A 14,617-nucleotide genomic window follows, 5' to 3' on the forward strand; every position below is an offset into this window, starting at 1 on the left:
CGGGTTCTCGGCCGTTTCGTCCCCGGCAAGTGCGGCAGACCCGGGCGGACGCCCGCAGCGGATGAAGCGGCGGCCGGCCGCGACCGAAGGAACGGCACGTCCGGGACACCGGGAGGCCGGGAGAGAAGGAGGGTGTGTGAACCCGCCGGGGTGGGGTATTCGCCCGGTGTCACCTCCGATCGTGGGAAGGAGGTCCGTGAAAGCGCACCTGTTCACAGCGCCCGGGCCGCTTCCACCGAGACGAAGCGGCCCGGACCGTCAGCGCGGGGGCAGCCGGTGGAGTTCCACCTCCGTGAGGTGGCCCCGCTCGATCACCGCGGTCAGGTAAGTGCAGTGGGGCTGTCGGCGGCGGTCCGTCGGTGAGCCCGGATTGAGCAGCCGGAGTCCCGTGGGTGCGGTGGTGTCCCACGGGATGTGACTGTGCCCGAACACCAGCACGTCAAGATCGGGGAAGCGTGCGGCGCACCGCTTTTCCCGGCCCTGCGCGGCCCCCGTCTCGTGGATCACGCCGAAGCGCAGCCCGCCGAGGTCCGCGTAGGCGATCTCGGGCAGCCGGGCGCGCAGCGCGGGTCCGTCGTTGTTGCCGTACACGCCGACGAGTCTGCGGCTGCGGCTCTCCAGCAGATCGAGGGTGGCGGTGTCGATCCAGTCCCCCGCGTGGAACACGACGTCCGCCCGCGGGAGTTCGTCCAGCAGCGGCGCGGGCAGCTGTTTCGCGCGCTTGGGCACATGGGTGTCGGCCATCAGAAGCAGTCGCACGAGGAGCACCTTAGGGCCTGTCGTCCGGAACGGGTCGCAGGGACGGTGCCGTGATCCGGGCGACGGCCTCGGACGGCACCGCGTCGCGGGCGGTCCGTCACGCCTCAAGTGTCCGGGCGTACAAGCAGATCGGCGGCCCGCCGGTGGTGATCGACGCGTGGTCCCGGCGGCGGGGCACGGACGGCGGCGCGGTGGTCACGGGGTTACGATCGGGCAACGCGTAGCAAGTCAGCCCGTTCGACCGCAAGAGACCCGAAGGGCCCCAAATCCATATGCCGGTCAAGGTCAGCGTCATCGTCCCCGTGTACAACCCGGGAATCTACATCGAGGACTGCATCGCCTCGCTGCAGCGGCAGTCACTTCCTCCCGACGCGTACGAGGCGGTCTTCGTCGACGACGGCTCCACCGACGGGACCCCGGCCCGGCTCGACCGGCTGGCCGCCGAGGACCCCCGGATGCGGGTGATCCACCAGGAGAACTCCGGCTGGTCGGGCAAGCCGCGCAACGTCGGGATCGCCGCTGCGCGGGGCGAGTTCGTGATGTTCGTGGACAACGACGACTACCTGGGCGACGAGGCCCTGGAGCGGATGTACGAGTACGGCGTGGCCAACGGCGCCGATGTCGTGGTGGGCAAGATGGCCGGCAAGAACCGCGGGGTACCGGTGGAGTTGTTCCGCCGCAACCATCCGCGGGCCACCGTGGAGAACGCCCCGCTGATCGACAGCCTCACCCCGCACAAGATGTTCCGCCGGGAGTTCCTCGACCGGATCGGGCTGCGTTTCCCGGAGGGGCGGCGGCGCCTCGAGGACCACGTCTTCGTCACCGAGGCGTATCTGCGCGCGGCCAACGTGTCCGTGCTCGGCGACTACGTCTGCTACTACCACATCCGGCGCGACGACGCCTCCAACGCCGGCTTCCGGCGCTTCGACCCGGCGGGGTACTTCGGGAACCTCCGGGAGGCGCTCGACGTGGTCGAGCGGTACACCGAGCCGGGGCCGGTGCGCGACCGGCTGTTCCGCCGCTGGCTGCGGGTGGAGATGGTGGAGCGGCTGCGGGCCCGGCGGCTGCTGGGGCTGCCGGACGACTACCGCAGGGAACTGTTCGCAGAGATCCACAAGGTCGTCGTCGAGCGGTTCGGCCCGGGTGTCGCGGCCGGCTTGCAGCCGACGCAGCAGGTGGTCGCCGCGCTGGCCGAGACCGACCGGTACGACGACGTGGTGGCCTTCGCCGCGTGGGAGGCCGGTGTCGCACCGACGGCGGCACCCACGCGGGTGGAGTGGCGGGACGGTTCGCTGCACATCGGTTTCACCGCCGAGTACACCTCCGCGGGCGAGCCGATGACGTTCCCCGCGGACGCCGTCCGCACCACGCCGGCCGACGCGCCGAAGGACGTCGAGGAGGCGGTGGCCTGGGTCGGCGCGCAGACCGCGGCGCGCTACGGGCAGGCCACGGCGGACCTGCTGCTGCGTGAACGGTCCAGTTCCGCCCAGTACTTCCAGCCCGTGGAGTTCACCCGGGAGACGGTCGCCGTCGAGGACGGCGAGCGGGTGCGGCTGGTACTGCGGGCGACCGCGACCGTCGATCCGGCCCTCCTGCCGGGCGAGGGGGTCTGGGACGCCGTGGTCCGGGTCAAGCTCGGCGGCTGGACCAAGGAGTGCCGGCTGGGCCCCGCCCCGCGCGCCACCCGTCCCGAGCCGTACGCGGGCGTCGTCGGCGACCGCGCGGTCCTGCCGTACTGGACCGAACCGCACGGCAATCTGTCGCTGGACACCTCCGTCGAGGGCAGACGGCTCGGCCTGGGCGGTGTGCGGCGGCCGGACGTCACCGTCTCCGGGGCCCGGCTGCGTGTCCGCATCCCGCTCCACGCGGCGGACGCCGCCCGGGCGGGCCTCAGGTTCACGGCCTCCGGCAGGACGCTGCACGCCACGGGCACGCTGACCGGCGAGGCCGACGGGCCGGGCTCCCTGCTGGAGGCCACCCTGCCGTCCGGGCTGCCCCGGGGGATCTGGCGGGTCGCCCTGAGCCTCGCCCCCGATGCCGAGCAGCCCGGCTGGACGGGACTGCCGTTCGCGCTGCGTGCCGCCGGCGGCAGTGCGCTTGCCGCCGGCGGCAGTGCGCTGGTGGTGCCCGTCCCCCGCCCGGGTACGGCGCGGAAGCTGCTGCGCGGGGTGCGGCGCGTGCTCGGCGCCGCCCGCGCGAAGGTGTTGTCGCCCCTGCCCGGCGAAAGGCGGTGACGCGGTGCGCGCGCTGGACATCGAGGGCTCCTGGGTCCTGGAACCGAAGGTGTTCCCGGACGACCGGGGCAGTTTCCACGAGTGCTACCGGGGCGAGGAGTTCCGCGGGGCGACGGGGTACGACCTGTCGTTGGCGCAGGCCAACTGCTCGGTGTCCCGCCGTGGCGTGCTGCGCGGGGTGCACTTCGCCGACGTGCCGCCCGGGCAGGCCAAGTACGTGACCTGTGTGCGCGGCGCGGTCCTCGACGTGGTGATCGATCTGCGGGCGGGCTCCCCCACCTACGGGCGTTCCGAGGCCGTGCGGCTCGACGACGGCACCCGGCGCGCGGTGTTCCTCGCCGAGGGGCTCGGGCACGCCTTCATGGCGCTCACCGACGACGCGACGGTGGTCTACCTCTGCTCGACCGGGTACGCGCCCGAGCGGGAGCACGGCGTGCACCCGCTGGACCCGGCCCTCGGCATCGGCTGGCCGGAGGACATCGAGCCGGTGCTGTCCCCGAAGGACCTGCAGGCGCCCACGCTGGCCGAGGCGGAGCGCCTCGGCCTGCTGCCCTCGTACGAGGCCTGCCGCGCCCGCTACGAGGAGCTGCGCGGCAGGGGGCTCAGCGGCTGACGCCGACCTGGTCCAGGGCGCGGCGCAGGGGCTCCCAGCCCACGCGCCGCGGCAGGCCGCGGTTGCGGGCCTGGACGAGGGGGCGCCAGAACCCGGCCCGCAGCAGTGCCTCGGGCGGCACCGCCCCGGCCCGCTCCAGGATGGACTCCGGGACCTTCTGCGGGTCGGGCACCTTGTACTCGGCCATGATCTCGTCGTACTCGTCGTGCAGCACCGTGTTGTCCGGGTCGGCGCCGAAGATCACGAGCTGACCGGTGGGCCGGGTGTCCACCAGGACGGTCACCAGGTCGGGGCGGTGGCGCGCCAGCACCTCGGTGATCTTGTAGACGTCGCCGGTCCAGGCCGTGGTGTGCCGGTCCCGGGCGGCCTCCTCCACGCTGCGCGGCAGCATGTCGTCGAGGACGATCACGCTGGACCAGTCGGAGTGCTTCTCCACGTTCATGAAGTCGCGCAGGGCGTACTCGAACAGGTGCATGCCGTCGATGAACGACAGGTCGAGCGTGGTGCGGCGCCAGTGGCCGAAGGGGCTGCGGCCCCGGCGCAGATTGCGCAGCGGGTGCCGTCCGCCCTTGAGGTGGGCCAGCGGGTTGTCGCGGGCGAAGAAGTCGTCGCTGGTGGCCTTCACCAGGTGGACGTCGCACTTCAGTTCCGAGACCACCTTGAAGGCGGGGTCGACCGCGATGCTGGGCACGCGGGACAGACGCAGGCTGCGGCCGTCGTTGACGCCGATCTCCAGGTAGTTGCGGTTGGCGCTGACCTTGTGCAGTTCCCGGAGGAACTCATGGCGTTTCACGAAGGGGACTCTCCTTGCGGATACCGGGCAATGCCTCGTGCAGGGCTGCGCGCCAGTCGCGCGGCGCGGGCAGGCCGGCCTCCTGCCAGCGGTCGTGCGCGAGGGCGCTGTAGGCGGGACGCGGCGCGGGCCGCGGGAAGGCGGCGGTGGTGGTGGGCCGTACCCGCTCCGGGTCGGCGCCGATCAGGCGGAACACCTCCCGGGCCAGGTCGTACCAGGTGGCCTCGCCGGAGTTGGTGGCGTGGAAGACGCCGTGCGCGCCGTCGCCGAGGCGGGGGCCGAGGCCGGCTATGTGCTCGGCCACGTCCGCGCTCCAGGTGGGCTGGCCCCGCTGGTCGTCGACGACCTCGACGGTGGGGCGGCGGGTTTCCAGAGCGATCATCGTCCGCACGAAGTTGGTGCCGTGGACGCCGTAGAGCCAAGCGGTGCGCACGACCGCGCTCGCGCCGGGCAGTTCCTCCAGTACGGCTCGCTCGCCGGCGAGCTTGGAGCGGCCGTAGGCGGTGCGCGGGCCGGTGGGATGGTCCTCCGGGTAGGGGGTGGTGCGGCTGTCGCCGGGGAAGACGTAGTCGGTGGAGACGTGGATCAGCCGGGCTCCGTGGGCGGCGCAGGCGCGGGCCAGCAGGCGCGGTCCCTCGCCGTTGACCGCGGTGGCGCGTGCCTCGTCGGCCTCGGCGTCGTCGACGGCCGTGTAGGCGGCGCAGTTGACCACCAGTCCGGGGCGGTGTCCGGCGAGGGCGCGGTCGAGCGCCCCGGCGTCGGTGATGTCCAGGGCGGAGCGGTCGAGGCCGGTGACCCGCTCGCCGCGCCGGGTCAGTTCGGCGACGACGTCACGGCCGAGCATGCCGCCCGCGCCGGTGATCAGCCAGTTCATGCCCGCTCCCCGGCGACACGCCGCTTGAGCGGTTCCCACCAGGGGCGGTTGTCGCGGTACCAGGCGACGGTCTCGGCGAGGCCGGTGGTGAAGTCGTGGCGCGGGCGGTAGCCGAGTTCGTCGCGGGCCTTGGTCCAGTCGACGGAGTAGCGCAGGTCGTGACCCTTGCGGTCCTCGACGTGCTCCACCTGGTCCCAGCCGGCCCCGCAGGCCTCGAGGAGGAGACCGGTGAGCTCCCTGTTGGTGAGTTCGGTGCCGCCGCCGATGTTGTAGATCTCGCCGGGGCGTCCCCGGGTGCGGACGAGTTCGACGCCGGCGCAGTGGTCGTCGACGTACAGCCAGTCGCGGACGTTGAGGCCCTCGCCGTAGAGCGGGACCTTCTTCCCGTCGAGGAGGTTGGTGACGAAGAGCGGGACGGCCTTCTCGGGGAACTGGTGCGGTCCGTAGTTGTTGGAGCAGCGGGTGACGCGGACGTCCAGGCCGTGGGTGCGGTGGTGGGCGAGGGCGAGCAGGTCGGAGGAGGCCTTGGAGGCGGAGTACGGGGAGCTGGGCCGGAGGGGGTACGCCTCGGTGGCCGAGCCCGACGCGATGGACCCGTAGACCTCGTCGGTGGAGACGTGCACGAAGGTGCCCACCTGGTGGCGCAGGGCGGCGTCGAGCAGGACCTGGGTGCCGACCACGTTGGTGAGGACGAAGTCGGACGCGGTGAGGATGGAGCGGTCGACGTGGGACTCGGCGGCGAAGTGGACGACCTGGTCCGCCTCGGCCGTCAGCTTGTCGACGAGACCGGCGTCGCGGATGTCGCCCTGGACGAACTCCAGGCGGGGATGGCCGGGTTCGAGGTTGTCGAGGGTGCCGGCGTAGGTGAGGGCGTCCAGCACGGTGATCCGCGGCGCGTCGGGCGCGTCGGAGGCGAGCAGCGTACGGACGTAGTGGGAGCCGATGAAGCCGGCGGCCCCGGTGACGAGGAGGTTCATGAATGGATCCGCACCTTGCTGTGGTCTCCGAGGACGAATCGGTGGGCGCTGGGGACGCCCGGCGCGGGGGTCACCTCGACGTGCCGGCCGATCAGCGAGGACTCGATGCGGCCGACACCGTCGATGGAGGAGTCCCGCAGGACGATGGAGAACTCGAGTTCGCTGTCGGTGATCCGGCAGTTCTCCGCGACGGAGGTGAACGGGCCGACGTAGGAGTCCCGCACGACCGTGCCGGCGCCGATGACGGCGGGTCCGACGATGCGCGAGCCGACGATCCGCGCGCCCTGTTCCACGATCACCCGGCCGACGGTCTCCGACCGGTCGTCGACCTGGCCGTCGATACGGCGTTCGACGGTCTCGAGGACGGAGCGGTTGACCTCCAGCATGTCGACGACGTTGCCGGTGTCCTTCCAGTAGCCCTGGACGACGGTGCAGCGCACGTCGGCGCGGGAGTCGATCAGATGCTGGATGGCGTGGGTGATCTCGAGTTCACCGCGCCAGGAGGGGGTGACGGCGCGCACCGCCCGGTGAATGGCGGGGGTGAACAGGTAGACACCGACCAGGGCGAGATCGCTTTTGGGGTCGGCCGGTTTCTCCTCCAGTCCGGTCACCCTGCCGGACGGGTCGAGTTCGGCGACTCCGAAGGAGCGGGGGTCGGCGACCTTGGTGAGCAGGATCTGCGCGTCGGGACGGTGCCGGCGGAACTCCTCGACGAGGCCGGTGATGCCGCCGACGATGAAATTGTCGCCGAGGTACATCACGAAGTCGTCGTCACCGAGCCAGTCCCGGGCGATCAGTACGGCGTGGGCCAGGCCCAGGGGTTGTCCCTGGGGGATGTAGGTGACCTGCAGGCCGAACTTCGATCCGTCGCCGACCGCTTCCTCGATCTCCGCGGCCGTGTCCCCCACGACGATCCCGACGTCGGTGACGCCCGCGTCCGCGAGGGACTCCAACCCGTAGAAGAGCACGGGCTTGTTGGCCACGGGCACCAGTTGTTTCGCCGAGGTGTGGGTGATCGGTCTCAGCCGGGTTCCGGCACCACCGGAGAGCACGAGAGCCTTCATCCGGTTCACCATAGCCGTGTTCCGGCGTAAGGAGCATCGATCGCTTTACCGGGCCATTACGAGAATCCCGGGAGAGATCCGATCAGAAGCCCGGATACCGCTGATCCTCGCCTTTCACGATGTTTCCCTCCATACCTGTGTTCGAGGTGGGGGAGACGGTACCGCGGTCCACGGCGAGCAGCCAGGTCCGCCTTCCGCTTTCGCTGTCGTCGCGGTCCCCTGCTCCCCGCCGGCCGGACCGCCGGCCGCCGTGCGGCACGCGGTGTCCCCCACGCGTCGGCCCGGGCGGGGAGTTCCCGCCCGGGCCGGCGTCTCAGGTGTTGGGCCGGGCCACGCTGATGTCGCCGAGGGCCGAGTCGGGGTCGCGCTCCATGGCGGTGTCGCCCAGGGAGACGATGCCGACGGGGCGCCCGCCCTCGACGACGGGGACGCGGCGCACGGCGTGCTCGCGCATCAGCTGTACCGCCCGGTCCAGGTCGTCGTCCGGTCCCACGGTGACCAGGTCCTCGCTGCACGCGCCCGCCACGGTGGTCTCCTCGGGGTCGCCGCCCTCGGCGACCGCCCGCACCACCAGGTCGCGGTCGGTGACCAGCCCGCGCAGCCGGTCGCCGTCGGTCACCAGTACGGATCCGAGATCGCGGTCGCGCATGACGCGGGCGACCTGTGCGACGGAGGTCTGGGCCTCCACGGTCACCGGCGCGCTGGTCATGATGTCGCGGACATGCTGTGTCATGACGCCTCCTCTGCCTCGTTGCCGTCTCTCGGCCGACGTTCCGGGTACCCGGCGGAGGCTTGCCGTCACCGGGCGGCTGCGGGCCCGTGAAACCGTGGGTTCCCGGGTCTGCGGGCCGGTGGGTGCGCAGGCCTGGGGGCCGAGGGCCTGCGGGCCTGTCCGGGGGGTTGCAGGCCTGAGGATGGGGCCCGGGGGTTCGCAGACCTGCGAGGCCGGGGGTAACGAGACGCGACCTGGCCCTCAGTGCCGCACGACGAACTCCGCCCACACCTGCTTGCCCCCGCTGACGGGCAGGGCGCCCCAGGCCGCCGACACGGCCTCGACCAGCAGGATGCCCCGGCCTCCGGTGGCCTCCCAGCCGATGCTGGTGGGCTTGACGGGCGTGCGGGGCGAGGCGTCGGCGACCGCGAGTCGCAGCCGGCCGTTGACCAGAGTGAGGTCGAGCCGGACCTTGCCGTCGGTGTGCACCAGGGCATTGGTGACCAGTTCGGAGACGGCGAGCAGGGCGGCGTCGATGTCCTCGGTCACCTCCCAGGAACGCAGGGTGCGCCGGGTGAAGCGGCGGGCGTGCCCGACCGCCTGGGGCACCCGCCACACCGTCCAGCTCTCCCGCAGCGGGCGCGAGGCCATGCCGTCGTACCGCATCAGCAGCAGGGCGACGTCGTCGCTGCGCCGGGCCTTGCCGAGCAGGGCGTCCGCGACCGCCTCGAGACGGGCGGGGTCGGCCGCGGACAGCTGCCGGGCGAAACGCTCCATGCCCTCGTCGATGTCGCTCTCCGGGGTCTCGACCAGGCCGTCCGTGGTGAGCGCGAGCATCGTGCCGGGCTGCAGTCTGAGCGGGCTCATGGGGAAGTCGCTCTGCTGCACCACCCCGAGCGGCGGGCCGCCCTCGGCCTCCGCGATGTCGGTACTGCCGTCCGGGTGACGCAGCACCGGCGGAAGATGACCCGCGCGGACGCACCAGGCGAAGCCCTCCTCCATGTCGATGTCGACATAGCAACAGGTGGCGAAGAGGTCGGTCTCCATGTCCATGAGGAGCCGGTTGGCGCGGGACACCACGACGTCCGGGGGGTGGCCCTCGACGGCGTAGGCGCGCAGCGCGGTGCGCATCTGCCCCATGAGGGTGGCCGCGCCGGCGCTGTGGCCCTGGACGTCGCCGATGACGAAGGCGACGTGGTTGTCGGGCAGCGGGATCACGTCGTACCAGTCGCCGCCCAGCTCCAGGCCCACGGTGCTGGGCAGGTAGCGGGCGACGGCGACCGCGCCCGGCAGCCGGGGCAGGCGGCGCGGCAGCAGCTGGCGCTGGAGCATGCCGACCAGTTCGTGTTCGGCGTCGAAGGCGCGGGCCCGGGCCAGGGCCTGTCCGGCCAGGCCGGCGGCGGCGGTGAGCAGGGCGCGTTCGTCGGCGCCGAAGTCGTGCGGGGCGTCCCAGCCGATGAGGCAGGCGCCGGCTGTCCGGTTACCGGCGGGCAGCGGCAGCACGGCCAGGCCGCCGGGGCCGACCTCGGCGAGGGCGGTCTCCAGCGGGGACCCCGCCGGCCAGATCCGGGCCCGGCCCTCGCGCAGGGCCGCGGCGAGGGTGGGCATGCTGCGCACCGGCGCGTCGGGCCACTCGGTGCGCCACTCCGAGCGCCACAGCTCCGGCCAGGCCTCCGGTTCGGGCGGGTCGAGCACGGTGACGACGAGCCGGTCGCTCTCCAGCTCGGCGAGCGCGATCCGGTCGGCTCGCAGCGGCCGGCGCAGGGCGGCGACCACGGCCTTGCCGACGTCCCGGACGGTGCCCGCGGTGGCCAGCGCGGCGGCGAGACGCTGGACGCGGGCCACGTCCGTGATGTCGGAGCGCAGCGTGGAGGCGTCGGCGACGGTGCCCACGAGCCGGGCCGGGCGCCCCTCGCCGCCGTGCACCAGCCGCCCGCTCAGCCGGAGCCACCTGGGCGGGCCGGTGGGCTGGAGCACCCGGAACTCCAGTTCGCGGTCGCCGATCGTCATGTGGTCGGCCTCGACGACGGACATCAGTGAGGGCAGGTCCTCGGGCACCGTGAGGCTCAGCAGCGTCTCCACCCGTCCGTCGAAGTCGTCCGGGTGGAGTCCGAACAGCTCCAGGACGTCCCCGCCCACCCGGACCCGGCCGGTGTCCATGGCGAGGCTGAAGCCACCCGGAGGCAGGCCGGCGCCGTCGGCGGCCGCGGGCGGCGCGGGGAAGGCGACGGCATCGGCGACGAGGCCGAGGCAGGAGCGGTCGTCGGCGTCGAATCCGTGGGCGCGCTCGCTGACGGCGAGCAGGCAGGCGCCGCCGCCGTGGCGGACGGGCAGGGCGGCCAGGAAGAAATCGGGGCTGGGCACCCGCCGCGACGGGGCCTGTGCGGCGAGGTCTCCCGGGCCCAGCCAGACCGGCCGCCCGCGGTGCGCCTCGGCCACCGGGGCGCGCCCGGCGACGGGGTAGCTGTCGCGGACCCCGCACAGGGTCCTGGGCACCCCGGCCGACTCCGTCAGGCACAGCAGCTCCCCGTCCGCGCTGGGCGTGTACAGGCCGGCGAAGGAGGCGCCGGCGAAGACGAGGGCCTGCTCCAGGATTCCGCGTATCCGCTCGGGCGGCTCCCGGTCGGCCGCGATCGTCCTCAGGGCACTGTGCGCACGCTGCGCTCTCGTGCTGAGTCCCGCGCCCTCACCGACCACGTTGGCCATTACAGCGCTTATGGGACACCCGCGCAGCCCCTGTGCGTCTTCGGCGGCGCCCCGCGCGGCCACGGCGCGGGGCACGGGCGGCGGGCGTCACGGGAGCGGGTGCGGCGCGGGAGCGGGCGGTGCCCCGTCCGCCTGCCCGGGCATGCGACAGGTACGTCCGGGCACGCGGCACGCGCCCGGTCGCGCGGCCCGTGCGTGCCCGGTCGTGCGGCCCGTGCCCGGACGTGTCCGGCCCGGTGTCCCGCCGTTCGTCGTGCGCGACGGCTCCACAGGGGGGAGATTGGGTCCCGGGGGCGGGTGGCACGGCCGTGCGAGGAGGTGGTCGGCGTGTCCGAGGGGCAGTCGTCCGCGCGGACGCCGTCGGGCGCGCGGCCACCGGTCGGCCGTCCGATGCTGTCGCTGACCCTGGCCGCGATGATGGACGAGGTGCATGCCCACTCCGGGGCGATGTACCTGCTGTCGCCGGACCGGTCGGTACTGGAGATGGCGGTGATGGCGGGCCTTCCCCGCGTCTTCGCGGCCCCGTGGGAGCGGGTCGGGCTGAGTGCGCCGATCCCGGTGTCCGACGCGGTGCGCGAGCGCCGGCTGGTCTGGGTGGGCGACGAGGAGGAGATGGCCCGCCGCTACCCCCGGATCGCCGTGGTGCTGCCCTATCCCTTCGCGCTGGCCGCGGTTCCGGTGGCGACCGCGGCCACGGCGTACGGCGCGGTCTTCGTGACCTGGCCCGGCACGCACCCGCCGGAACTCTCCGACTGGGAGCGCGATCATCTGACCGCCGCCTGCGACCGGCTGGCGGTGCGCCTGGAGCGGGCCGCCGAGCAGAGTCTGCCGCTGCCGCCAGAGCCGGATCTGCTGGCCGCGCCGCTGGTGGGAGGCATGGCCGGCACGCTCGGCGCGGTGGAGGCGGCGCGGATGGTGTCCCGGCTGCCGTACGGCTTGTGCTCACTGGATCTCGACGGGCGGGTCGGCTTCGCCAACCCCGCCGCGGCCGAGCTGCTGGACGTCTCGGTCAGCAGGCTGCTCGGCGCCCAGCTGTGGGCGTCGGTGCCGTGGCTGAACGATCCCGTGTACGAGGACCGTTACCGGGCCGCGCTGTTCAGCCAGCACGTCACCTCGTTCGTGGCGCTGCGTCCGCCCGGCGAGTGGCTGTCGTTCCGGCTGTATCCGAGCACGACCGGGCTCAGCGTCCGGATCAGCAGGGCGCGCGCGGTGGCGGAGATGGACCGCGCCGCGACGCGGCCCGGGCGCACCGCGACGCGGCTGGTGACCATCTCCCAGGTGCTGAGCCTGGCCGGTGCGCTGACCGAGGCCGTCGGGGTGCAGGACGTGGTGCAGCTGGTCGCGGACGAGATCGCGCCGGCGGTGGGCAGCCAGGCGCTGGTGCTCCTCGGCTCCCGGGCGGGCCGGCTGCGCGTCCTCGGGCACCGCGGTTACGCCGACCCGCGGGTCGTGGAGCGGTTCGACGGGATCCCGCTGTCGGAGCCGACCCCGGGCAGCCAGGTGCTGCGCACCGGCGTGCCCGCCTTCTTCGAGAGCCGTGCGGAGGTCGAGCGCCTGTATCCGGCGCTGGTGGTGAACCCCTCCGAGTACTCGGCGTGGGCGTATCTGCCGCTGATCGCCTCGGGGCGCCCGGTGGGGACGTGCGTGCTGTCGTACGCGAGGCCGCACCGCTTCGCGACGGAGGAGCGGGCGGTGCTGACCAGCCTGGCCGGGCTGATCGCCCAGGCGCTGGAGCGGGCGCTGCTCTACGACGCCAAGCACCGGCTCGCACACGGGCTGCAGGAGGCGCTGCTGCCGCACACACTGCCGTCGCTCGCCGGCATCGAGACGGCGGCCCGCTATCTGCCGGCCACCCAGGGCATGGAGATCGGGGGCGACTTCTACGACCTGATGCCCACGCAGGGCATGGCGGCGGCGGTGATCGGGGACGTGCAGGGGCACAACGTCACGGCGGCGGGGCTGATGGGCCAGATCCGCACCGCCGTGCGCGCGTACACCGCGGTCGGGCAGGCGCCCGAGGAGGTCATGCGCAGCACCAACCGGCTGTTGCTCGACCTGGGTTCCGACCTGTTCGCGAGCTGTCTGTACCTGCGGATCGATCCCGCGGGCGGGCGGGCCGTGATGTCCCGTGCGGGGCATCCGCCGCCGTTGCTGTGCCGGCCCGACGGGCGGGTCCGGGTGCTGGACCTGGCCGGCGGTCCGCTGCTCGGCATCGACGGCTCGGCGTCCTACCCGTCGACCGAGGTCGCCCTCCCTCCCGGTTCGCTGCTCGTCCTGTACACCGACGGGCTGGTCGAGTCCCCCGGTACGGACTTCGAGGACGCCCTCGCCGATCTGGGCCGGCGCCTCCACGACCTCGGCGACCGGCCGCTGGACGACCTCGCCGACGCCCTGGTCCAGCACGGCGCGGACGCGGAGGGCCGCCTGGACGACATCGCGCTGCTGCTGCTCAGGGCGCTTCCGCGGGAGTGAGGGCGCGCGGCGGGGTCCGGCCCCGCCGCGGCTCGGGCGACGGGGCCGGACCGGGGCCGGCGGGCCGAGGCGGCGTCAGTGGGCCGGTGTCGGCCCGGATGCGTCCTCGGCGCCGTGACCGGCGCCCGCCCCGGCCTCCTCACCGCCGGCGTCCTGACCGCCGGCCTCCTCACCGGTGCCGGTCTCACCGCCCGCCCCGCCGGTCCCGCCGACCGCGCCGAGGGTCGCGCCGACCGCCTCCAGGGCCGTGGTGACCGGCTGGAAGAACGTCTCGCCGCCGGAGGCGCAGTCGCCGCTGCCGCCCGAGGTCAGGCCGATGGCGAGACCGTCCTCGGTGAACATCGAGCCGCCGCTGTCGCCGGGCTCCGCGCACACGTCCGTCTGGATGAGACCGGTGACCGTGCCCTCCGGGTAGTTCACCGTGGCGTCCAGGCCGAGCACCTGACCGTCGGCGAGCCCGGTGGTGCTGCCCATCCGGAACACCTCCTGGCCGACGGTGGCCTCCGCGGCCCGGCTGATCGCGACGGCCCGGTCGCCGAGGTCCACCTCGCTGGGCGCCTCGGTGGCGGGGTCGTCGTAGCGGACGAGTGCGAAGTCGCCCTCGCCGGGGAAGACCGCCTGGTCCACGGTGGCGATCGGCTGACCGCCCTGTGCGTCGGACCACTGCCCGGCCGCGACACCGCAGTGACCGGCCGTCAGGAAGGCCGGGGTGCCGTCGCCCGCGGTGACGTTGAAGCCGAGCGAGCAGCGCGCGCCGCTGGCGAAGACGGCGTCGCCGCCGGAGGCGAACGTCTTGAACGTGCCCGCGGACTTCTTGATGGTCGCCATGCCGGAGCCGAGGCTCCGCACGGTGGATTGCAGTCTGTCCCACTTGTCGCCGGTCACCGTGCTGTCCGCGGTGACGAGGATCCTGTTGGTGCGCGGGTCGACGGCCCACGAGGTGCCCGGAACGGCCGCCCGCGCCCTCAGTGTCCGCGCTCCCGCCGCCAGTTCGGTCATGCTGTTGTCGACCTCGCGGACGGCGGCGCCCGCCTTCTGCGCCCGCGCGACCACGTCGTTGCCGTCGTCCGCCACGACGTTGACGACGAGCCGCCGGTTCTCGCTGTCGTAGTAGGAGCCGGCGAACGCCTCGCCGAGGAGTCCGGCGAGCTGTGAGGCGAGGTCCGGGGCGTCCGTCGCGCTGAGGGTCCTCGGCGCCGCCGCGGCGTCGTCCGACGCGCCGTCCTGCGACGCACCGGCGTCCGGGAGCAGGATCGCGGCGGCGCCGAGCGCCATCACGCCGCCCGCGGCGATCGCGGCCTTGCGCTTCGGAATTCGCTTGTGACTCAAACTTCTCGACCTCCTGGGGGGGACCGGAGTCGTGCCGCCGTTCGGCAGTCGTCGGGGCGCCCGGACGGCTGTTGGTACGCGGGG

Annotated in this window: 11 protein-coding genes; 3 read left to right on the top strand and 8 right to left on the bottom strand. The window is 73.5% G+C overall.

What is annotated here, in order from left to right; all coding sequences use genetic code 11:
• Positions 1–258 precede the first annotated feature (258 nt).
• Positions 259–759, bottom strand: a complete 501-nt coding sequence (locus tag ACF07S_RS25180) for a metallophosphoesterase family protein (protein WP_391963168.1) — start codon at positions 757–759, stop codon at positions 259–261.
• Positions 760–1,031: 272 nt separating this feature from the next.
• Between ACF07S_RS25180 and ACF07S_RS25185 the strand changes: the two genes are divergently transcribed.
• Both ACF07S_RS25185 and rfbC read left to right on the top strand, forming a co-directional pair.
• A complete protein-coding gene (locus ACF07S_RS25185) occupies positions 1,032–2,993 on the top strand; it encodes a glycosyltransferase family 2 protein (protein WP_391975173.1) in 1,962 nt (653 codons plus the stop codon).
• Between the two features lie 4 nt (positions 2,994–2,997).
• A complete protein-coding gene (gene rfbC / locus ACF07S_RS25190) occupies positions 2,998–3,606 on the top strand; it encodes a dTDP-4-dehydrorhamnose 3,5-epimerase (RefSeq protein ID WP_391963170.1) in 609 nt (202 codons plus the stop codon).
• Here the strand turns inward: rfbC and ACF07S_RS25195 are convergent.
• The 6 genes from ACF07S_RS25195 to ACF07S_RS25220 all read right to left on the bottom strand — a co-directional run bounded on the left by ACF07S_RS25195 (position 3,596) and on the right by ACF07S_RS25220 (position 10,732).
• Entirely contained in the window at positions 3,596–4,399 is an 804-nt protein-coding gene (locus ACF07S_RS25195; protein ID WP_391963171.1) for a class I SAM-dependent methyltransferase, read from the bottom strand. The genes rfbC and ACF07S_RS25195 overlap by 11 nt on opposite strands.
• Positions 4,386–5,273 carry a dTDP-4-dehydrorhamnose reductase gene (gene rfbD, locus ACF07S_RS25200; RefSeq protein WP_391963172.1) on the bottom strand — a complete coding sequence of 296 codons (888 nt, stop codon included), beginning with the start codon at positions 5,271–5,273 and terminating at the stop codon, positions 4,386–4,388. Before rfbD ends, ACF07S_RS25195 begins: the two co-directional genes overlap by 14 nt.
• Positions 5,270–6,250, bottom strand: coding sequence for a dTDP-glucose 4,6-dehydratase (gene rfbB, locus ACF07S_RS25205; RefSeq protein ID WP_391975174.1), 981 nt, complete (start codon positions 6,248–6,250; stop codon positions 5,270–5,272). Before rfbB ends, rfbD begins: the two co-directional genes overlap by 4 nt.
• Positions 6,247–7,314: a glucose-1-phosphate thymidylyltransferase gene (locus tag ACF07S_RS25210; protein WP_391963174.1), complete on the bottom strand. Its 1,068-nt coding sequence runs from the start codon at positions 7,312–7,314 to the stop codon at positions 6,247–6,249. Before ACF07S_RS25210 ends, rfbB begins: the two co-directional genes overlap by 4 nt.
• A 313-nt stretch (positions 7,315–7,627) precedes the next feature.
• On the bottom strand, positions 7,628–8,047 hold the full coding sequence (locus tag ACF07S_RS25215; RefSeq protein WP_391975175.1) for a CBS domain-containing protein: 420 nt from the start codon (positions 8,045–8,047) through the stop codon (positions 7,628–7,630).
• Positions 8,048–8,287: 240 nt separating this feature from the next.
• Positions 8,288–10,732, bottom strand: a complete 2,445-nt coding sequence (locus ACF07S_RS25220; protein WP_391963176.1) for a SpoIIE family protein phosphatase — start codon at positions 10,730–10,732, stop codon at positions 8,288–8,290.
• Between the two features lie 327 nt (positions 10,733–11,059).
• On the opposite strand from ACF07S_RS25220, the gene ACF07S_RS25225 reads away from it, so the two are divergent.
• Complete coding sequence (locus tag ACF07S_RS25225; protein ID WP_391975176.1) at positions 11,060–13,204, top strand: SpoIIE family protein phosphatase; 2,145 nt, start codon at positions 11,060–11,062, stop codon at positions 13,202–13,204.
• Positions 13,205–13,279: 75 nt separating this feature from the next.
• Here ACF07S_RS25225 and ACF07S_RS25230 read toward each other — a convergent pair whose 3' ends face one another.
• A complete protein-coding gene (locus ACF07S_RS25230; protein WP_391975177.1) occupies positions 13,280–14,533 on the bottom strand; it encodes a S1 family peptidase in 1,254 nt (417 codons plus the stop codon).
• Positions 14,534–14,617: the final 84 nt, after the last annotated feature.

It is taken from the genome of Streptomyces sp. NPDC016640, assembly GCF_043076215.1.
In the GTDB taxonomy this organism is placed as follows: domain Bacteria; phylum Actinomycetota; class Actinomycetes; order Streptomycetales; family Streptomycetaceae; genus Streptomyces.

What these genes read in the sequence shown, in the direction of transcription:
- ACF07S_RS25185 (WP_391975173.1), top strand. Translation starts at nt 1,032, where the DNA reads ATGCCGGTCAAGGTCAGCGTCATCGTCCCCGTGTACAACCCGGGAATC.
- rfbD (WP_391963172.1), bottom strand. Translation starts at nt 5,273, where the DNA reads ATGAACTGGCTGATCACCGGCGCGGGCGGCATGCTCGGCCGTGACGTC.
- rfbB (WP_391975174.1), bottom strand. Translation starts at nt 6,250, where the DNA reads ATGAACCTCCTCGTCACCGGGGCCGCCGGCTTCATCGGCTCCCACTAC.
- ACF07S_RS25210 (WP_391963174.1), bottom strand. Translation starts at nt 7,314, where the DNA reads ATGAAGGCTCTCGTGCTCTCCGGTGGTGCCGGAACCCGGCTGAGACCG.
- ACF07S_RS25215 (WP_391975175.1), bottom strand. Translation starts at nt 8,047, where the DNA reads ATGACACAGCATGTCCGCGACATCATGACCAGCGCGCCGGTGACCGTG.
- ACF07S_RS25220 (WP_391963176.1), bottom strand. Translation starts at nt 10,732, where the DNA reads ATGGCCAACGTGGTCGGTGAGGGCGCGGGACTCAGCACGAGAGCGCAG.